The sequence below is a fragment of the Paenibacillus sp. FSL H3-0457 genome (assembly GCF_037981725.1).
Taxonomy (GTDB): Bacteria; Bacillota; Bacilli; order Paenibacillales; family Paenibacillaceae; genus Paenibacillus; species Paenibacillus amylolyticus.
On the sequence record NZ_CP150283.1, the window covers coordinates 6958806 to 6980877 of the forward strand.

The 22072-nt window shown below is 47.1% G+C and carries 17 protein-coding genes; all 17 read right to left on the reverse strand.

Annotation, left to right across the window (positions count from 1 at the left end; translation table 11 throughout):
- Positions 1-182 precede the first annotated feature (182 nt).
- The 17 genes from yycH to MHH25_RS30605 all read right to left on the reverse strand — a co-directional run bounded on the left by yycH (position 183) and on the right by MHH25_RS30605 (position 22067).
- Positions 183-1463: a two-component system activity regulator YycH gene (gene yycH, locus MHH25_RS30525; protein WP_340018825.1), complete on the reverse strand. Its 1281-nt coding sequence runs from the start codon at positions 1461-1463 to the stop codon at positions 183-185.
- Positions 1447-3297, reverse strand: a complete 1851-nt coding sequence (walK, locus tag MHH25_RS30530) for a cell wall metabolism sensor histidine kinase WalK (RefSeq protein WP_076252173.1) — start codon at positions 3295-3297, stop codon at positions 1447-1449. Before walK ends, yycH begins: the two co-directional genes overlap by 17 nt.
- The gene (gene yycF, locus MHH25_RS30535; RefSeq protein WP_017691453.1) at positions 3297-4019 is read right to left on the reverse strand and encodes a response regulator YycF; all 723 of its coding nucleotides are present in this window, start codon (positions 4017-4019) and stop codon (positions 3297-3299) included. Before yycF ends, walK begins: the two co-directional genes overlap by 1 nt.
- 247 nt (positions 4020-4266) lie before the next feature.
- Entirely contained in the window at positions 4267-5799 is a 1533-nt protein-coding gene (locus tag MHH25_RS30540) for a peptidoglycan DD-metalloendopeptidase family protein (protein ID WP_340018826.1), read from the reverse strand.
- A gap of 486 nt (positions 5800-6285) precedes the next feature.
- A complete protein-coding gene (locus MHH25_RS30545) occupies positions 6286-7095 on the reverse strand; it encodes a class I SAM-dependent methyltransferase (protein ID WP_340018827.1) in 810 nt (269 codons plus the stop codon).
- Between the two features lie 289 nt (positions 7096-7384).
- On the reverse strand, positions 7385-8113 hold the full coding sequence (locus MHH25_RS30550) for a hypothetical protein (protein WP_340018828.1): 729 nt from the start codon (positions 8111-8113) through the stop codon (positions 7385-7387).
- Between the two features lie 222 nt (positions 8114-8335).
- Entirely contained in the window at positions 8336-9622 is a 1287-nt protein-coding gene (locus tag MHH25_RS30555) for an adenylosuccinate synthase (RefSeq protein WP_036671866.1), read from the reverse strand.
- Positions 9623-10067: 445 nt separating this feature from the next.
- On the reverse strand, positions 10068-11429 hold the full coding sequence (gene dnaB, locus MHH25_RS30560; protein WP_036611922.1) for a replicative DNA helicase: 1362 nt from the start codon (positions 11427-11429) through the stop codon (positions 10068-10070).
- Between the two features lies 1 nt (position 11430).
- Positions 11431-11874 carry a 50S ribosomal protein L9 gene (rplI, locus tag MHH25_RS30565; RefSeq protein ID WP_340018829.1) on the reverse strand — a complete coding sequence of 148 codons (444 nt, stop codon included), beginning with the start codon at positions 11872-11874 and terminating at the stop codon, positions 11431-11433.
- Positions 11871-13862, reverse strand: coding sequence for a DHH family phosphoesterase (locus MHH25_RS30570; RefSeq protein WP_076252179.1), 1992 nt, complete (start codon positions 13860-13862; stop codon positions 11871-11873). The genes rplI and MHH25_RS30570 overlap by 4 nt, the downstream gene beginning before the upstream one ends.
- An 11-nt stretch (positions 13863-13873) precedes the next feature.
- Positions 13874-14785: a DUF2232 domain-containing protein gene (locus tag MHH25_RS30575; RefSeq protein ID WP_340018830.1), complete on the reverse strand. Its 912-nt coding sequence runs from the start codon at positions 14783-14785 to the stop codon at positions 13874-13876.
- A gap of 5 nt (positions 14786-14790) precedes the next feature.
- Complete coding sequence (locus MHH25_RS30580) at positions 14791-15093, reverse strand: MazG-like family protein (RefSeq protein WP_017691445.1); 303 nt, start codon at positions 15091-15093, stop codon at positions 14791-14793.
- Between the two features lie 265 nt (positions 15094-15358).
- Complete coding sequence (locus tag MHH25_RS30585; protein WP_017691444.1) at positions 15359-15784, reverse strand: CBS domain-containing protein; 426 nt, start codon at positions 15782-15784, stop codon at positions 15359-15361.
- A gap of 184 nt (positions 15785-15968) precedes the next feature.
- Entirely contained in the window at positions 15969-17003 is a 1035-nt protein-coding gene (locus MHH25_RS30590; RefSeq protein ID WP_036671869.1) for an LCP family protein, read from the reverse strand.
- A gap of 242 nt (positions 17004-17245) precedes the next feature.
- Entirely contained in the window at positions 17246-18832 is a 1587-nt protein-coding gene (locus MHH25_RS30595) for an MFS transporter (protein WP_340018831.1), read from the reverse strand.
- A gap of 249 nt (positions 18833-19081) precedes the next feature.
- Entirely contained in the window at positions 19082-19987 is a 906-nt protein-coding gene (locus MHH25_RS30600; RefSeq protein WP_340018832.1) for a D-alanyl-D-alanine carboxypeptidase family protein, read from the reverse strand.
- Between the two features lie 253 nt (positions 19988-20240).
- Positions 20241-22067, reverse strand: coding sequence for an oligopeptide ABC transporter substrate-binding protein (locus MHH25_RS30605; RefSeq protein ID WP_076252184.1), 1827 nt, complete (start codon positions 22065-22067; stop codon positions 20241-20243).
- Positions 22068-22072 lie beyond the last annotated feature (5 nt).

Consider the following 22072-nt stretch of genomic DNA (forward strand, 5'->3'; position numbering starts at 1 on the left):
ATTTCTTGATTCCCTTTTCCTAAGGGAGAAATCCGGCGATAAAGGCGAAGCGTATGCTTTCGATGCAGCTTTCTTTCAGAAAGCTTTTGGCTTCGCTTCTACAGCTTTTTTCTGCCCTCTCCGTTATCGTGTGACCTTACACCTCGCTCGGATATCGAATGACTCCATTACCCTACAACCCATCAAGAAACGGTGGTTTCCTCCCCGTTTCCAAAGCGGATCACCCATACCGGGATCAGCTTTAGTCCGTCCTCAATCGAAGAAGGACGATAAGCTGGATATACGTCTACGACCTGGCGACTCTCACCTGCTACCTTTTTAATAAGAGCCTTCAGCTTGTCTCCGCCGGGCAACTTTACCGATTTCTTCGTTTCTGCACCCTCGTTCAGGTATTCCAGTGAACGTTCATAACTGGATACCGTCTCCTGCTGCATCTCCATACTGATCGTGCCAAAGCGGAACTGCATGGAATCCATAATCGGATAGCTACCATAATACTGTTGGAATTCAAGCTGCGTCTTGATGTCGGCGGTCTCCAGCATCATGCGCGAACGGCCTTTCCAGCCACCATGCTGATTCACAAAATCAACCGCAGACAACGCATCCTTCGCAGGATCAATCTGTCCCGCAGGCGGTGCCGCCGGATCGGTATAACTGATCCAGCGCTGTTCCTGTTTTACCTGCAGACTACGTTTACTATCCGTGTAGATCTCCGATCCATCTTTTTCCCGGATATTCCGGGTCATGCTTGGATCGAAAAACAGACTACGCTGCATTTGCTCAACCGTGAATTGCCCTGTCGGCACATCTGCCTCAATCGTCTCCAGAGCTTGGGCCGGGATATAATACCCGCCAGCCATCAGCGTATATGGCGTCCAGTTCGTACCGAAGTCAACATGCTGCTGCACGTCTTGTACTGTCAGGTCCGCCTGCGTTGCTTCGTATACCACGTCTCCCTTGGCGCTGAAGAACAGCGCATGGGCCTTCGTTTCATTTTTGGACGTATAGATCGAAATTCGGTTAATGGTCTCCCCTTGGAACAAGGAATCCGTCCCAAGCCTCATCACCCGCTGTAACAATGCTACGGGAATACCTTCTTTGAACGATAGCTCAAACCCAGGGTTCTCCTTGCGAATCTGATCCCAGTTCACCGATTGCACACTGCGGCGCTGAAAATCATCGAACGCCCGCCCCTGTAACCGTGAATAGATCAACTGATAGAACGTATTGCCAGGGTAAAACACCGTATGTTTATCCTCACCCAGATGAATAATCATCTGATCAGGGAAGATCAATTCTTCAATATTCCGTTCCTGACCCATATTTTCCGTCTTCACATAATTCGTTTCTGACGTCACAATGGAATCCCCGCCTCCGGGCAAACGGTAGATCAGAAAATAACTCTGGACCAGACTGGCTACAACAAGGGCAGCAAGCACCAAGGATTTAATCCGTTCCTTCACGGTGCTCACCCCCTTTCTCACGCATCGGCAGTGTGAACGTTACTGTCGTTCCCACATCTACTTCAGACTCCAGAGAGATGCTACCATCATGTGCCTTCACAATTTCCCGGGCAATGGACAGTCCTAGCCCTGTGCCTCCCATACTACGGGAACGAGCCTTGTCCACCCGATAAAACCGCTCAAAAATGCGATCCAAATCGCGCTGTGGGATACCCATTCCGGTATCCGATACCGAGATGGCAAGTGCGTGTTCATCACTGCGTCTAGCCGCAATCGTAATGGTGCCGCCTTCCAATGTATATTTCAGCGCATTGGATACGACATTATCCAGCACCTGATCAATCTGGTCCCGATCCAGCGGAACAGCCGGAATATCATTCTCTACAGACAGCACAGGCTGAATATCCTTCTGATGCATCTGGAACGAGAATCGATCCGTCACTTCCTCCAGCATTTCCAGAATGTCAGTTGGCTGTTTACGTAGCATGGCCTCTTTGGAATCCAGCCGAGATAGATGCAGCAGATCCGTAACCAGTCGTATCATTCGCTCCGTCTCGTTCTGAATAACACCCACGAAACGACCGGCAAGCTGCGGATCTTCCAGTGCACCGTCATCCAGTGCTTCCGCGTAACTCTTGATCGTGGTCAGTGGTGTACGCAGTTCATGGGATACATTAGCTACGAATTCACGCCGGGATGCCTCAAGCTCTTCCTGCTCAGTAACATCCTGAAGTACGGCAATCGTTCCCGTGATCCCCCGTTCACGCCGGTGAACCGGTGTAAACGTCATCCGAATGACCACAGGTTCTTCTTGTCCTGCAGGTGCAATCTGCAGCAACGTTGAACCTGTGAAACCACTCGCGAGAGCTTCCGCATCCTCCGGATCAATGCCGAGTAATATAGCGAAGTGTCTTCCTTCAATATCCGCAGGATGCATACCCAGAATGCTGCTGGCACGACGGTTTACGAGAATGACTTTACCGTACTCATCCGTAGCCACTACACCATCACTCATATTGGTCAGAATGGAGGTCAGCTTCTCCTTCTCCTCTTCATTCTGGGAGAGTGCATCTCGAAGCCTGCTGGTCATATAGTTAAAAGCCCGACTGAGCTGACCAATCTCATCCGTGCCAAATACAGGTGTCTGCTGATCAAAGTTACCTTCTGCGACCGCTGTCGCTCTCCGCGTCACTTCCTTAATCGGCTGCGTGATCGTATGAGATAGGATCACGCCAAGCACCGCCGTTAACACCAAGGCAATCAGAATGCCGGAGATAAAAATTTTGTTGATTCCCTCCATCGTGGAATACAGCTCGTTCATGGATGCCGCGATGTAGACCGCGCCAATGATCTTGCCGCCGGACAGCACCGGCTTGGCAACGACCTTTTTGCGAACATTATCCTCGTCCACGATATATTCCTCATTGTCCCGAATGCCTTGCAGCGCACGGCTGACGACGGTCTGGGTGTTTTTGCGCCCGACATAGTCCGAATGTGAACTTAGCGAGGTCGTCAGTACTTTGCCGCTGGCATCCAGCACCTGAATCTCGGCACCGTTAATGTTGAACAGGTTGTTCACCAGCACACGCAGATTTTCCGTTTTGTCCTCGCCAGCCTCTGCTTCTCCACCAGCCATCGTCTCCCCCACGAGAACCGACAGCATCTCCGCACGCGCCTGCAAGTCTTCCGTAAAGTTGCTCGTTAGTGAGTTCTTCATCGCGCTCACAAAATAAACCCCGATCAATTGCATCGCAATCAGAATCAGCAGTACATAGATAATTATCAATTTCGCCTGAATCGTTCGGAAGAACGAAAATCGCGCGAATCGGCCCATTATATCCCCACGCTTTTGGCACTGCGCACGAGATAACCGAGCCCGCGGCGAGTCAGAATCGTTTCCGGTTTGCTCGGATTCTCCTCAATCTTCTCACGCAAACGACGGATCGTGACATCCACGGTACGTACATCACCGAAATATTCATATCCCCATACCGCTTGCAGCAGATGTTCCCGTGTCATAACCTTGCCGGAATGCTTCGCCATATAATAGAGAAGTTCGTATTCACGGTGGGTCAGATCAAGCGGTTCTCCGCCTTTATAAGCCGTATACATGTCCATATCAAAAGCCAGATCAAATAGCCGCATGACCTGCTTCTCTTCGTCTTCATGCGCTTCTGCCGTAATCGCAAGCTTTTGCCGTCTGCGCATCTGTGCCTTCACCCGTGCAAGCAGCTCACGCGTACTGAATGGCTTCGTCACGTAATCATCCGCACCCAGCTCCAGACCAAGCACCTTGTCGATCTCGCCATCCTTGGCGGTAAGCATAATGATTGGCATCTCCAGATGAGCGCGCACCTCACGACAGACATCCATACCGTCCTTGCCCGGGAGCATCAGATCCAGCAGCATCAGATCCGGTTTCTCGGATAACGCCAGTTCAACCGCACGAATGCCATCAAATGCACAGATGACCTCGTACCCCTCTTTTTCCAAATTAAACTTCAGAATGTCCGCGATGGGCTGTTCATCGTCCACCACCAAAATCTTCCCCTGCATCGGCTAAGTTCACCCCTATATCCTGCTTAATCCGCATTAGCGTTTATATCTCTCTTCTATGTTTAGCTTGTACCAAGCCTACTTGATTTGTTTCTCTAGTTTGTTGTTTATACTCTCTAGTTTAACATACCTGAAGCACCGTCACATCCCGATCAGGGGCTTGGAAGGTCTTTCATCTGAAAATTTTTTACAGCAGCAAAAAACAAGGCCAGCATTATAGCTAACCTTGCTCCACTTAAGCTCTATATTAGTTCAAATACGTTAACGGATTTTCTACCGTTCCATTCTTAATAATCTCAAAATGCAGATGTGTTCCAGTCGAACGACCCGTGTTGCCCATAACGCCGATACTCTCGCCTTTTTCAACCACTTGTCCAACCTTAACGCCAATGCTGTTCAAATGTCCATACAGTGTTTCGTATCCGTTACGGTGGTTAATAATGATGACATTACCATAACCGCTTTTCTGTCCTGCAAAAGTAATTACACCCTCATCAGACGCTTTCACATCGCGGTTACCTACCAGATCGACACCTTTGTGCTGGCGACCCCAACGTTGTCCAAAGCTGCTACTCATCGTTGCATTTGATACCGGCCAAGCAAATTCACCTGTGCCCTCACCAACAACTTTTGTTCCGCTAAGGACTACTTCAGTTACAGCTGCTTTAATCACTTCCTGACCAAGCCACTCTTCCTGAACCACTTCACCATTTTCTTTGGTTATACGGTACTGCATGCTTTTCAAGCCGCTTTGTCCTGGGCGCACGACTTTTGTTGTACCTGCTTTCAACTCGTCACTTTTGCGCACTTCCACTTGCGGTTTGATCTCAATCTGTTCAACAACCTGCTCAACCGATTTAACGGTTACCGCCGGTTTCGGAACGGTCAAGGTCAGTTCGTCTCCGATTTGAAGCGACGTTTCCTTGATGCCCGGATTATGCTGGCGAATCTCGCTTTGTGTTATTTCATACTTTGCAGCGATCGAAGAGATTGTATCTCCTTCACGAACCACATAAGTTACAGGCGCGTCTTTACCAACGGTTAAAGCTTTAACCGCCTCGGACACATCCCATATTTTGTTTGGATCAGCCTTCACCACATCTGTCGCTACATCTTCCTTGATGCCTACCGACTTCAGGGTTGTGCTTGGTCCCTCGTCTTTCTTCGGGGAGTTAGCCGATACCGACTTCGTCTTCAGCGAACTTCGCACAGCCGATGCCGATATGTATTTGCTCTGCACTTGTTCCAGGATTGCATCAGCTGTTGCCTGATCCTTCACAATGCCGATGACTTCACCATCTACCTTAAGCTCCACACCTTTGGCGTAGGCTGTCAGCATGTCACCCAGTTTGTCCAGCGTCTCGTCACTGTTCACTTCAGGTTTGTACGCTCTTACCGTTTCGGTTGTGATGCCATCCGTGTTCAGCACCATCTCTGCATCCGGATATTTATGTTGATATTCCTCAGTTTTGTCTGTAAATAGTTGTTGTAATTGTGCCTCATTTGCAATGGTACCAATCTCGCTACCTTTAACCATTACTTTATAGTACGGTACGGTGTTTGCAGTAACATATTGTTTGCCTGCGAACCCAAGCGATGCTGCGATGAATACACCACATGCTGCTGTAATGATCCATTTGCGCGAGGCCAGAACGCGCTTCTTATTCACACTGAAGGTGGACATGCTCATGTTGTTTTTGTCTTCGGCCGTCCGGTGTTCCCCGGATTGTTCGTGTACCCGGTCTTTGCCCGGTTGGCGTATGCCTCTGAAACCTTTCATGATTCTCTCCTTTTCAGCACTTCTCAGTTCGCATTTCTGTCAAGACATCACCCATCGTGTCTGTCCCATGCTCGTTGATACTTGTATTGGGTGTCCGCAAAATCAGGACTTTAGCTGCGTTCGTAAAAGTGTCAAAATTTTAACCTTTTATCACACCCGTATACTTTAACACAGGTTTTACACTCATTTCAACTCTACACGTCACACCGCAAAGCCACGCCCCGCTTGGTTTCCCTGAATTATCCATAAGATAGTATGGCTGATCCATCACCCATTATGCCTCAACATGCGCTGTACTATGTACTTTTGTTCGCAAATTAAGACTAGGTTCTAAGACCCAGTGAAATATGCTTTATTTTTCATAAAAATACATATAAAATCCCTCACCAGATCAACTCTGATAAGGGATTACGTAAACAACCTGTTTGTGGTTTATCTTAAACTGGATTTCATCTCATGCCACAATAGAAATTAACTTTTATGTCTCTATTCTTTGACTGCAAGAATTACAAATCGCTTCTGCTTTACTTCCCAGAACCCATTGTGCTCCATCTCCATATGAATATCCATTAACGGCTGACGGAACTGTTCCACTTTGAAATCAGGTACTTGCCACGGGATAGTCTTTAGATAATATACCAGTGCGCCTATATCATAGAAACGTTGTGCAGGGGTTGCTTCCCGTTGCTCCAGAATACGGAATCCAGACTGTTCCAGCTGAAGAACAGCACGATCCAGTTCCCATTCAGCGTAATCCGCTGGCATAGGAATGCCGAGCCGATCATTGATCTCCCTGCAATCTGACCAACCTACCTGTTGAGTTAGAAACATTCCCCCTACCGATAGAATCCGCCTAACTTCCCGCTCATCATACGACTCATGCCGATTAAGAATCAGATCGAATTCCCCATCTGTGAAAGGAAGTTGCGAATCATCAGTCACTGGAAGCACCTTCACACCGAGCGGCTGTAAACGTTCCTCTGCAATAGGTATATTGGGGAGATAGCCCTCGGTCGCACATGTGTATGGAGGAAGGGGACGGAGTCTGGACAGCATCTCTCCTCCACCAGTCCCCATGTCGAGCATTCGTTCTGTTTGATTCAATAATCGGCGCGCCATCGTTCCATATGACCAAGGCAATATTCCGCTCTGGAGTCTCCCACTCCCTGTTACATAGCTAAAATCCCAGCCACTAAACGGCTGGCCCGCCTCTTGCAGCCCTTGCTCGTATCGCTCTTTCGCCGCCTCGGCAAACTCTTTTACTGATGGTTCTGAATTAGAATGATATAAGTTCATGGTCAATACAACCTCCAATTAGTGTATTCGTAAACACAAGTCCATCGTTTCTCTTGAAAGCACCTATGAACGGAGGTCCACGAATTGGACTGGAGGTTTCTGCAATGTTGCCTGAACGTTTTTATATGTTGTGTTCTTTACCTTTATATTTCATACACTTTTCCCTCCTACAGGCATTTCCAGAATTTATTTAAATAAATTATATTAAATCATCCTCGACAAGTCCATTACATTATGAATCAGGCGATACGTCTATGAGCACGCCTGTCTTCCCTGCCTGCCTATCATCCTATTCTGTTTGCAGTACTTCCATCAGGTTGTCGTACTCTTCACTGGTCAGGTACTTCGAGATCACCTGTTCAATCTCACGTAATTCCTGTTCCGTTAGGCCACCTTCCATGGCACCTGAGATCTGCTGCATCTCTTTCTGCGGCAGCTTGTTCATGAGCAGGCTGAAGATTTTTTCTTTCTCCTCTGCTGGCAGCTTGTCCTTCGCTCCTGTAATGTCATCCGGTGATACAACAATGGCATCATTGCCTGAAGCTGTACCATTACCCAAATCTGTTCCTGAGTCATTACCCGTGCCCGTATCCGTCCCATTGCCTGCACTTGTGCCTGAGTTTGATCCCACGGTCGTATCTGTACCTGAACCTTCCCCTGTGCCCTCGTTTGAGCCGCTCCCTTGGGACGCATTGTTGCCCGCATCTACGCCAGATTGACCGCTCTCCGTCCCATTCCCCATAACTGAAACAGCATCTTCCGGAACCTTCTCTTCGTCCGCTCCTGTCGGCTGATCTGTCGTCCCATTTCCCGATTTATTCCCCTCGCTGGTTTTACCGCCCAAAGCACCTTGGAACATGGCGTTTAACCCCATGGGTTGACCTTCCCACTGAATATTGAAACTCGCGAGTAGCGACTTCGCATATGACTGTACAATTAATCCGGTCGTGAGCAGTGTCAGTGAACTGACCAGCAACACGGTTAGCACGATTTTGACAAACCACACAAGCAACTTCATTCCGTTCTCTCCCTCCGATTATCCCACCCGTCTAACATGCGCATGTCGGGGTCTGTGACTCTACTGTTAACCAGTATTGACGGAAATCTCGGGATTATATCCGAAAAAAATACAAAAAACCTCCAGTCATCGCTATAAAAGCAACAACTGGAGGCTCAACATGCCTAAGTAGGCAGAGGATTCTATTTTATAATTCAAGAAACAATCTCTCTATTTCTTCGATTACTCGTAGATTGGAAGAACTTGATTTGTTTGCTCACGGTTACGACCAACGGAGAAGATGGCAATTGGAATGCCTGTCAGTTCGGAAACACGTTTTACATAATTCTGTGTGTTCACTGGCAGGTCTTCAAGTTTCTTCGCTCCAGTGATATCTTCGCTCCAGCCTGGCATCTCTTCGTATACCGCTTCACATTCTGCCAGCATTTTGAGGCTTGCCGGATAGTGTGTGATGACCTCGCCGCGGAATTTGTATCCTGTGCAGATTTTTACGGTTTCCAGACCTGTCATTACGTCCAGAGAGTTCAGGGACAGACCTGTAATTCCACTGACACGACGCGCGTGGCGAACAACAACACTATCGAACCAACCTACACGACGTGGACGTCCAGTTACCGTACCGTACTCATGTCCAGTCTCACGGATTTGGTCGCCGATTGCATCATGCAATTCCGTAGGGAATGGGCCATCTCCTACACGGGTTGTGTAAGCTTTCGCTACCCCAATGACTTGCTGAATACGAGCCGGGCCTACGCCAGAACCGATACATACGCCACCTGCGGACGGATTGGATGATGTAACAAATGGATAAGTTCCTTGATCAAGGTCCAACATAACGCCTTGTGCACCTTCAAACAATACTTTTTTGTCCTCATCAATATATTCGTTCAGAACAACGGATGTATCACGTACGTAAGGACGCAGAATTTCAGCATATCCGAGGTAATCTTGCAGAATCTCTTCCACATCAACAGGCTGGCCGCCGTAGACTTGCTCGATGACACGGTTCTTTTCTTTGACCAGATGACGCAGTTTCAGTTCGAAATCTTCAGCATCCAGCAGGTCAACCATCCGAATACCAATACGAGCTGATTTGTCCATGTAACATGGGCCAATTCCTTTGCCAGTCGTACCGATTTTGTTCGGGCCTTTGCTCTCTTCTTCGAGTGCATCCAGTACCATGTGATATGGCAGGATGATATGTGCGCGCTCACTGATGGACAGGTTCTTCGTTGTAAAATCATTGTCATGAATATAGTTAATTTCTTCGATGAGTGCCTTCGGGTTGATAACCATTCCGTTACCAATAACACACGCTTTATCCGTGTAGAAAATCCCTGATGGAATCATCGTCAGTTTATATTTTTTGTTATCAATCAGAATTGTATGACCCGCATTGTTACCACCTTGATAACGAGCCACCACATCAGCGCTCTCCGCCAGATAATCCGTGATTTTACCTTTTCCTTCGTCTCCCCATTGCGTTCCCACTACAACTACCGTTGACATAGTTAACATTCCTCCGTGGGTGCCTTGCGCACCTTTGTATTGGTCTGTCCGTCCTCTATCCCGGCAGGCGTGTTACGCAATAAACCGACTGAGAAGCGTGCTAACGGACAGTAAAAATGTCCTTCCGTTACATTCAAGGGAAGGTTTGCGCTGCTTTAACGCAGCAGTATTAGTGTACCAGTACCCTTTTTCAAAGTCAAATCAAATGGCGAACAATTAGATATAGTACAACCGTAATGTTCGGGATTTACCCATTATTTCAACACAAAAAACCGGAGACTTCAGTCCAAGCTTACTTGACTGCTATCACCGGTTCAAGGATACCCATTTCAATGTGAATCTATATCTGGTATTTATAACACATGTTTGCGTTCAGTTGCTCTAATGGTTAATCTTCGGGACAGACGATTCTCGCTTCTTGATCGAAGTCGTCAGCACCTGCCCGTTACATCGCGAAGGCGTCATTGTGCGCCCTCTCGTAATTGACGAATTTATTAAAGTTTTTCAGGAAGACCAGTTCCACCGTACCTACCGGTCCGTTACGCTGTTTAGCGATAATGATCTCGATAATATTTTTCTTCTCGGTCTCTTGGTTATAGTAGTCATCCCGGTAAAGGAACGCTACGATGTCGGCATCTTGCTCGATCGAACCCGATTCCCGCAAGTCACTCATCATCGGACGTTTGTCCTGACGTTGCTCTACACCCCGGCTCAGCTGGGACAAGGCAATAACCGGAACTTCCAGTTCCCGGCCAATCTGTTTCAGTGTACGTGAAATCTCGGATACCTCTTGTTGACGGTTCTCCCCTGCTTTACCACGACCACTAATCAGTTGAAGATAGTCAATCAGGATCATGCCGAGGCCTTTCTCTTTCTTCAGGCGACGGCATTTGGCACGAATATCCGCTACGGTAATCCCTGGCGTATCATCTATAAAGATGTTGGCTTCTGACAAAGCTGCAATACCCATCGTCAGCTTCTGCCAGTCTTCATCACCCTTGAAATCACCCATACGCATTACGCTGGCATCCAGGTTGGCTTCCGCACAGATCATACGTTGCACCAGCTGGGCGGCTGACATCTCCAGACTGAAGATGGCTACCGTCTCCTGGGCCCGAATGGCTACGTTCTGAGCGATATTCAGGGCGAAGGCCGTCTTACCTACGGAAGGACGGGCCGCTACAATGATCAAGTCACTGCGCTGGAATCCGGCAGTCATCTTGTCCAGATCGATAAACCCGGACGGAATACCTGTTGTTGTACCCTTATTCTGATGAAGTGTTTCCACACGATCGAATACTTCCATCAGTACGTCCTGAATGGCTATAAAACCACTACTGGAGCGACGGTTGGATATCTCCAGAATGCGACGTTCAGCTTCTCCAAGCATCGCTGCAACATCTTCACCGCCCGTATATCCTTCGCTCACGATCTGTGTTGCCGTACGAATCAGACGACGCAGCATCGATTTCTCTTCGATAATCTGAGCGTAATAGTCTACGTTCGCGGCTGTAGGTACACCATGGGCTAGCTTCGCCAGATAACTAACGCCCCCGATGTCCTCCAGCTCACCTTTATCCTTCAGAAGCGAAGTCAGTGTCACGAGGTCAATCGGTTGATTTCCCTCACCAAGCTGGATCATCGCTTCAAAGATTAATTGATGGGGTTTATCATAGAAATCCTCGGTTTGCACCCGTTCCATCGCTGTAATCAGGGCCTCGCCCTGCAACAGGATTGCACCCAGCACGGCCTGTTCGGCTTCCAGGTTCTGCGGGGGAATCCGGTCGAATAACATTTCTCCGCCCATCTTACTCTTCCGTTACCTGTACCTTCAAGGTTGCCTTCACTTCAGGGTGAACCTTGACAGTTACTTGTGTTACGCCGAGTGTACGAATAGGCTCGTCCAGCTCAATTTTGCGTTTGTCTACTTTCAGACCCTTTTTAGACAAAGCATCTGCGATCTGTTTGCTAGTAATGGCGCCAAACAGACGACCACCTTCGCCGGACTTGGCTTTCAGTTCAGTTACTTCTGCTTCCAGCTTTTTCGCAAGTGCTTCCGCTTCCGCTTTCTCTTCCTGTTTGAGTCTTTCTTCAGCCGCCTTCTGGTTGTCCAGTGTCTTCATGTTGCCGTCTGTTGCCAGACGTGCGATTCCCCGTGGCAATAAGAAGTTCTGTGCGTAACCCTCAGATACTTCTTTCACTTGCCCTTTCTTGCCTTGACCCTTCATATCTTTTATAAAAATGACTTTCATTCGAACAGCCCCTCTTCCTTTTCGATTTCAGCCAGTACGTTCGTCAGCCGTTTTTCTGCCTCTCCAAGCGTTCCTTCAAGCTGCACGGCAGCATTTGTCAAATGTCCGCCACCGCCCAGTCGTTCCATGACAACTTGAACATTCATGCGCCCCAGCGATCTCGCGCTGATGCCAATCAGTCCATCCGGACGCTCACTAATCACAAATGAAGCGACCACGTCAGTCATGTTCAGCAATGTGTCCGCCACCTGGGCGATCATCATCTGTGAAATCTTGCTGCCAGGGTCCGTGACCGCCAGCGCAATGTTTCCATATACCATTTTAGCATGCTTTATGATTTCTGCCTTAGCAATATATTCTGACAGATCCTCTTTCATCAACCGCTGGATCATAATGGTGTCCGCACCGCTACGGCGCAAGAAGCCTGCCGCTTCGAATGTTCTGGACCCCGTGTGCAATGCAAAATGCTTCGTATCCACTGTAATCCCGGCAAGTAAAGCCGTAGCTTCTAGCGGAGTGAATTGTACCTTATCATGAATGTATTGCAAGAGTTCGGTTACCAATTCGGCAGCAGAGGACGCATAAGGCTCCAGATAGATCAACACTGCGTCATTGATGAACTCTTCGCCCCGGCGATGGTGATCCACAACGACGACACGGGTAGCAGACTGTACCAGTTTCGGCTCCATGGTCATGGATGCCTTATGCGTATCCACCACCACCAGCAACGTATGCTCGGTCATCATCTGGGTTGCCTGTTCCGGTGATACAAATGCTTTGGACAACTTCTCGTCCTTGTTCACTTGCTCCATCATGCGTTCAATCGATGGATTAATTCCATCCAGAACAATCCGTGCTTCCACATTGTACAGACTGGCTGCTTTCCACACTCCGATGGATGCGCCGATCGCGTCCATATCCGGAATTTTGTGCCCCATGATGAGCACCCGATCGCTCTCCTGCATCAGATCACGCAGCGCGTGCGCGATAACGCGGGCTCTTACCCGTGTCCGTTTCTCCACTGCGTTAGACTTGCCGCCATAGAAAGACAGGCGTTGTCCGGACTTCACGGCAGCCTGATCACCACCACGTCCAAGTGCCATGTCTAGACTGGACTGTGCCAGTTCTCCCATCTCGCTGATGCTATCCGATCCAAACGCCAGTCCAACACTGAGTGTCATTGGCACTTTGAGGTCAGCAGTCATCTCTCGAACCTCATCCAAAATGACAAATCGGCTCTGCTCCAGTTCCTGCAAAGACTTATGATTCAGCATCAACAGATAACGATCAGAAGACAGACGGCGCAGGTACACTTCGTACCGCTTGGCCCATGACGTAATTTCGCTGGTCACACGGGCAATCAACGCTGTACGCTGTTGATCGTCCATGCCTTGGGCAGCCTCGTCCAGATTATCCAGAACGAGAATTCCCAATGCAAGGCGTTCATTTTCATATTTATCACGAAGAATGGCTAGCTCCGTAATCTCGTATACATATACATACCGCTCCTGCGGGTTATGAATAACTCCATAATGCCGATCATCCAACTGGAATTCGTCATGCAACTCCTTGGATGAATGTTCCTTCGTCCCATCCTTCTTCTCTTTAGGCTGAGGAAGTTTGGGAAACAAATTAAGTAGCGGATTACCCACCATTGTCTTCTCCTGGAACATCTCCGCGACAAAGCGGTTATGCCACTCTACCGTACGATCTTCGCTGTACAGCACAATTCCGAATGGAAGCATGCTGACCGCTTCCCCCTCCATCCGTTTGATCCGAATAGATAGGCCATTAATGTAGTCGTTAAGCTCACGGCGGAACGCGAGCTCCGCCTTAATCATGACGATTCCCAGCGCCGAAGCCAGTATCAGACTAATCAAACCAAGCGTCCAGTTATAAATGGTAACGAACATAACGAGCAACAGCAGCAGTATGAACGCCCATACGGTATAGTAGCCGTGCCAGCGTTTCTTCAGAAATTTAGGCATGACTCATCACCCTATCGTTTTGATTTCGATATTGCCTCACGAAGCGGGAACGCCAGATCGATAATTCCGATAATCCGAAGCGGACCAATGAAGAAGACCGCAGCCGCCAGGAAATATGGTATAACCGGATTCCATTTCTTTGTATGTGAGAGAAAGAAGAAGAAACCGATCGCTTGAATCATGAAGCCCAGATTAATTAACGGGGACAGATTCATGGCAATCATGGTCCAGTATGTTCCATTACTTTGTCTGGAGATCACTTCGATCAACAGCGCAAGGAAATAATACCAGATCAACGCACGCGGCATACGCCACTCTCTCGCTGGTGGAAGCTTCGATACCACCACACCCATCACGTTCAGAATCGGACGAGCTATGGCGTGTGTAATAAAGGCCATTACCATCGACGTGACAACGAGAGCAAACGGAATCATAAGCTGTGTTTGTTTGGCAACATCCTCGGTCATCTCAGGCGTCCATGCAAAACCGTTGATCATCTGATTCGATGAATTGGTTAACGGTTCAATGGTCAATTTGACCACATCTTCAATATAACTGGACAGGTCGAATTGGAAAATGACACTGCCGACCAAGAGCAACAACAAGTATTCTGCCAACATCATGCCACTTCCCGCCATCAGCGCGAACAGGGCTGATTTGCGTGTTTTATACGCGTGACCCATAACGATCGCAGGCAGGGTAAAGATGAGCAATAGTAACAGATAGATGGGGTGGAATACGACCAAAATAACGGCTACGGGCACGAGATGCCATATAAATGATTTTAAAGATAATGAAGCATACAAAATAACTCCCGGAATCATCATAAAAAATATGGCAAGTACCGATAAAGGAGTTAACAGCGAAAGTAGCAAGAGCAGATAGACTGCGCTCCAAACAGCTGATTTAAAGCTAAATTTCAACAAATTCACCTCTTACGCATATGATCTTCTAGCGCGGAAATATCCTGGTACCAGTCTTCAAGCTGGTGACCTTCCTGTTTATGCTTTTTCAACTTCTCAACTAGCAGTGCATCCAGATCCTTGAAAGGAATACCGAGCCTGCGGCCCAATATGTAACTACTCATAATCAAACTGGCAAGACTGTCCCCGATTCGAGTTGTACTGCCTTCCCATAACGCCTTGAATAATCGGGATACCTGATCAAGCACTTCGGTTTTCAGCCATTCAATCACTTTAGCGCGTTTGGCTACATCCAGTTCTTTAGGCATATTGGCGAAAGTCACTCTCCCCCGAAAAAGCTTTATTCTCGATTATAGCATAAAAAGAGGGCCCGCAAAATTACCCCAAAAAACGGAGAAGTTCTCCGAAACTGATGTCAGGTACTTATGCGGAGTCCTCCGTACATCCTATCGACCTATATATTTGTAAAAAACTTCGAATGCGGCCCTGATTCAGGACTTCTTAAGTTTAACATGATACCGGACGGCTGTGATTATCCATCATGACACAATAATGTTTAAATTCGTAACAGCCTTACTTAGCCTTGATCGATTCTTTGGCTACAATGCCCTCGCAGTACTCAATTATCTGACTCCGTCTGACAATACCAATGAACCGATCCATATCATCGACCACAGGAACAAAATTCTGAACTTTAGCCAGATTAATCAGGTCCTCCATGTTGGCGTTAATGGATACAGGTTTAATATCCAAGCGAAGGGGAACATCCTTGAGCAAGAACTTTGAAGCGTTTTCAAATGAAATCTTTCCCTCGGCATTCTTCATATACCACAGTAAGTCGCCTTCGGTAACCGTACCAATATATTTGCCCTCTTTATTCAAAATGGGTACCGCCGTAAAACGATGATATTCCATCCGTTCCAACGTTTGCCGCAGCGTAGAATCCGACGTCACGCACGTAACCTCTTGTTTGGGTAGCAAAAAAAATGCGATGTTCATACCCTTGTGTATCCTCCTTGTGAATTTCTTCGTTCAACTTATCTCGCTCAACTTATATTATACGGATCAGAACGCAGGATGTTCCAAAAGGATAATAGTTCTCAATACAAAGAAAAAAAACAGCAGCCCGCGAATAAACGTACTGCTGATTGTGGTCTACAACACATCATTGGTATGGAATTGGTTATTCAATCTTTTGCCGGTCAGGGATCATGACTTCACCGGCTGGGGTCGATTGATCCATCCAGTTGTTAATCAGCTCTTTGGCATATTGGACATCTTTCTCGTCAGCCTGACCATAATAGATACCGTCTTTTTTCATCCCCTCACCCAGAATGGTGAAGCTTGAAATCTGCGGTTTCTCCTGAGTAAGCACTTGTTTGGCCAGATCAATAATGAAAGATGCTCGCATATCCGTCTGGAAGCTGTCTCCCATGATCTGAATCAATTCCGGAATTTTGGCGATTTGATTCAAATTCAGCATCTCATTCGCCATCGCGTTCAGGAAAATCTGCTGCCGCTTGGTACGATTAAAATCGCTATCCTCACGGTATCTTACATAATACAGTGCTTCCTGCCCGTCATAGATCGGCTTACCACCTTCAATCGTGAATTGCACGTGATCCGGATTCTTGTTCACAATGTCCTCATCGATTGGCAGTTTTACACCACCAAGCGCATCAACCACTTTTTTGATTCCGTCGAAGTTGATCGTTGCATAATAACCCACATCAGCATCAAGAAATTTCTCCACCGTATTGATGGACATATTCTCCCCACCAAAAGCATAGGCATGCGCCAGCTTATCATAATCATCTTCGCCGTCCTTGTTGGCATCCCGTCCTACAATCTGCACATACGTATCACGTGGAATGGATACCAACAGCACACGGGATTCCTTCGGACGTACTACAGCATAGATGACGGTATCCGAACGTCCACGCGTCTTCTCATAGGCGCGTTTATCCGAACCGAGCAGTAACACGGAGAATGGTTCCTTACGGTATACCGTTGGATCAGGCGTGTTGTTGCCTTCCTGCGGTACATAAGAGCGGGATAACTGATCTTCTACCGATCCGGCGAGAAACAGATCAAATGCCGCTACAGCCAGTTGCTGACGGAACAAATACCCTCCGATTAACAAAACAACAAGTGAAACGAGCGTTATATATAGGCCTTTTCTTCTTTTCTTCTTCTTATCCTTAGTTCTGCTTTTCATCCATCGATTCCTTCTTCACTATCGAAATGATAATCCATAATACCAATTAAACGTCTGAGATGTCTTGTGACTCGGTGTTCTCTGAAGTTTTCTCTCTCTGGAATCAAGACACCGCTTACGCTCGTTCTATTGTAATCATTGCGAGAGCAAGAAAAGTTACAATCCGGTTAAATTGAAAAGAACAGCGACTCCTTTTTAGCTACAAAAGGTGCACTGTTCTCTTCATTTCTAACGTTATCGAATCAGTTTGTGGATACACTTTCCACATGTTGGCTCTTCTCTTTTTGACGCAGACGTCCCGTTATAAGCGCAGCTACCAGCGTAAGCACACTGAATACCACCGCAGACCAGAAAAGGCCATTATAACCCTGCCCTGTCGTTTGATGCACTGCCTGGAGCAACACATCACGGATACCTTCATCAGGAATCTGGGACAGGCCCTCTGTCAGACTGGATACATCACTCCCTGAAGCTCCACCCGAGGCATATTGCTCCAGCATTTCAGGCGGCACCTGAATTCCTTGGTCAGCGAATCCTGCCTGAATGTTGGACCCCAGATTAATGAAAGAACGTGCTAGGAATCCAGCGAAAATCGTAGGTGCAATAGCCATCGCCATCTGGCGGAATAACGAGCTGGTCGCTACCGCGATGCCTTTGTTGTTCTCCCCCGCCTGTTCCGTGACAAGTACGTTAACTGGCGCACCAAGCATCATGCCGAAACCGATACCTACGAGTGTACTCGCGATGACAAATTGCCAGATATGCTCCACCCATAGCGGGAACAGCAGGAATCCAATGGCAGATAGCAGCCCCGCAAGCGATAACGTCCAGATCGGCCCTTTGCGGTCAACGAGGTATCCACCTCCACCTGCCCCGATGCCGGATGCCAGCGCGAGCGGAGTAAACCAGTACCCGGAAGCTGTATTGGATACGCCGAGATATTGCTCAACAAATCCGGGAATAAAGATCACTGAGGCCAGAATGGCTCCCGAGAAAAAGGCAATTAGCAACGTCCAGCGAAAGGACGCAATGCCCAGAAGCTGTGTCGATACAACAGGTTCACGTTCAGATCCTTCCAGCCTTTTTTCCATGAAGTAAAAGAGCACCAGAATGATCACACCTGCCAAGAAGAAACCGTAGAACATCGGTGATCCCAGGCTTTGAAGCATGTTCACACCGTCCAGATTGCTGAAGCTGTACATTAAACTGAGTACACCCAACGTCAGGACAGCAATACCGCTCCAGTCCACTGCTGCACGATTCAGTTCCTGCTCTTCCTGAATAAATCGAATACCTGCAATGAACAGCAGTATGGCGATAGGCACGTTGATCAGGAATAACCAATGCCAGTTGCCCGTAAGGTCCAGTATAAAAGCACCGACATTGGGTCCCAAGATAGCGGCAACACCATTCATCCCTCCCAGCAGACCCAAGGCTGTACCTTGTCGCTCCGCCGGGAACTTGCTTAATACGTATGAGCTGGCAATGATAAAAATCCCACCACCGCCCAAAGCTTGAATGACACGAGCAATCAGGAAAAAGGTAAATGATGTGCTCAGCGCAACGAGCAGGGACCCGATCCCAAACAACGCCACTTCAATCAAAAATAGCTTCTTGCGACCATAACGGTCCGACAGTTTGCCTGCAATAGGTACACTCACCGCAAGCCCAAGCGTGTAAAGCGTAATCGTCCATGCTCCCCATGTTGGCGACACACCAAATGATGCATTTAAGGTGGTCAGTGAAGAGGTGATGATCCCGTTGTCCAGCGCAGCCATAAATACCCCTATGGCGAACAGGATTAGCGGCCATTTCATTTGTTTTTTCATCACAAGTTACCTCCCGATCAGATCGTAAATTCAGTATCGTACAGTTGGTTTGGTACATATATATTAAACCGAGTTGAATAATAATGACTCACTGGTCATTTTAAAACAAAAGAAAACCATATGTCAATTTAATAATATGGTTATATGGATCAATTTACCTCCAATTCGATAAAATAGAGCTACCACATGTTCAGTCGAACCTGCGGACAGCCCTCATATCTTATCTAACGTATTAACGCTTGCGTAATGTCAATAATCTGGTCTGACTCGGTTTCCCGAAAACCCATAGTTGAATAACTTCCGAGTCTCCACAAAACGCCCTTCACGAGTATCTGTTCCAAATACAACTGAAATTAGTCTTTTTCCATCACGTTCAGCTGTCCCCACAAAATGATATCCGGAATCTTCATCATACCCGGTCTTTAATCCGTCATTCCCATCATAAGCATACGGCCCACCAATAGAGGACAACATCCAGTTCGTATTACTCATGTACATCCCTTTTTGATGCATTGATACTTGCATTTGACTGGAAATTCTTAAAATCTCGGGATGGTTATTCAGCAGATATCGCGCAAGCTTGCATGCATCTATAGCCGTCATTAAGGTCTGCCCTTGTATTTCCATCGGACGGTTAGGACCAAGCAGCTTTTCACTGAGGCCCGTTGAATTCGTGAATTGTGTATCCTCAGACAGCCCAATCTGAGTTGCTTTTTGATTCATTTGTTGCACGAACTTCTGCTCTGTACCACTGATATGTTCAGCCAGAGCAACCGCTGCATCATTGGCTGAATAGACAGCTACGATCTCGAACAACTCCTGAACGGTGAATTGCTCTCCCTGTTTCAGGGTCAGTTGACTGCCCCCCACGGAGCTGGCATACAGACTCACATTAACAAGATCATTCCAGCTTATATCACCATTGATCACGGCCTCCATTACTAACAGTTCTGTCATCAACTTACTGACGCCTGCCGGAGCAATCTCTTCGGAGCCGTTAAAATCCATTAAGATCTGTTCAGAGTTCATATCCATTAATACCGCAGATTCAGCTTTAATTCCCGGTTTGCCTACCAGCATGTCCGGTTTCACACCCAAATATATAATAAGCAAGAGAGCCAGCAGCATACCTGCCCGTTTCCACCATTTTTTCATAAGATGATCACCTCTTACCTATATAGACGAAGTAAAGAGGCATTTTGTCTGCACTTTTTTGAAAAAAAGTTAAATTTTTTTTATTTTTTGGTTACAAAAAAAACATGAACCCCATACACCCATGCCAGAGTGTACAGAATCCATGTTTTAAAGACACTTTTTATTCATTTTCCCAGGAGAATTCTTCATTAATAATCTAGCAACCGGCTTCTTAAAGGACCCCAATCCTTACAGCTGCTAATTTAAGAATGTTTTACTGAGCTACAACTGCTTTGTCTGCATTAACTTGCAGGTCGCTCAGGTAAACGCCTGTTCCATCACCAATCGCATAGTTCATTACACGTTTGTTAACGGGTGCTACAACTGCACGATACAGTGTAGGGAATACAGGAACTTCATCTACCATGTATTGCTGCCATTGATTGTAGATCTCTTTACGCTTGTCTACATCAAATGCTTCAGCAGAGATACCTTGTGCCAGCAATTTGTCATTCTCTTCGCTGGAGAATCTGGAGAAGTTGTAGAGTGCATCACGGCCATACAGACCAGATGGATCTACGTCAATACCAACGCCCCATGCTGCTTGATACACATCAATGTTTGGATCATCTTTACCTGTGTTACCTACACGGTCATAGAAGCTGTTGAACTCAACCATTTCCAGGTTTACTTTCAAACCAATAGCTGCCCATGATTGAACATAATAACGAGCCAATGGTTCAGCTGTGTCTCCACCAGTCATGGATACAAAGTTGATTTCGAGTGGTGTTCCATCCGGATTCGTACGGAATTCACCATCCAGTTTGTAACCAGCTTCGTCGAGCAATGCTTTCGCTGCTTCTGGATCATATGCTACACCCGGATTGTTGGAATCATGGAATTCTGGGTGAGACGGTGGAATCAGGGTTGTTGCATTCCAACGCAGACCATTATAGAAACGTTTACCTACTTGATCGTTATCTACAGCCATCCACATGGCTTTACGCAACTTTTTGTCGCCCATTTTTGCTTCGGCATTGCTTACAACTTTTCCGTTCTCTTCATCCCACGTACCCAGTTTGAAACCGATGTACGTATAAGCACGATCGATTGCGCCCAGGAATTCTACGTTGGACAGGTTAGCATTATCTTTGTATTGATCTGTCGGGAATGCATCCACGAGGTCTACCCCGCCAGATTTCAGTTCTTGAACAACCGTTGTCGGGTTGATAACTTTCAGAGTCACTTTGTCCAGTTTCGGAGCCCCACGCCAGTAGTCTTCGTTTTTAACATAAGTTACAGACTCACCCGGAGTGATTACATCCACTTTAAATGGACCAAAACCAATTGGTTTTTCACGTACTTCTTTGGAAGAAGACATTTTTGCTACATCCATATCGCCGAAGATATGTTTAGCCAGTGGATACGTCCATACGCCACCTGTCAGCAGGGACGGAGTGGATTCTTTATACGTAATGCTGATTTGTTTGTCGCTCAGCACTTTAATACCAGAGATTGTTTTTGCTTTTCCAGCATGGAATTCTTCCATACCTACTATGCTAGTAAAGTTGGAGTCATAACGTGGACCATCATACGCTTTGTTACCAATAACTTCATAAGCAAATTGCAGATCTTCAGCCGTTACCGGCTTGCCATCATGCCAGTTTACGTTGTCACGAATGGTCAGTGTGAACGTTTTGCCATCTTCAGATGTCTCATATGTTGCTGCACCATCATTGGTGTACACATAGTCTTTGTCCCATGTAAGTAATGGCTCATCGAACCATTGCAGTACCTGAACATCCGGGTTACCGGAATAGAAGTTATAGTTCAGTGTACCTTCAAAAGCAGTATCCGATACAAGTCCGAATGTAATCGATCCACCCTCGATCGCAGTACCCTCATTCGTTTTGACATTGTTGAAGTCATCAATGGAGTAAACGCCCTCTTCATTAGCAGGTTTTTCCTCCGTTTTTCCCTCTTCTGTGTTGGAAGCTGGAGCTGGAGTAGCTGCTTCCTTCTCAGAGCACGCTGCGAGCACCAATACAAAGACCAACATCATCGTGAAAAATAGTCCCCGTGAAAATAATCCCTTTTTCATGAACC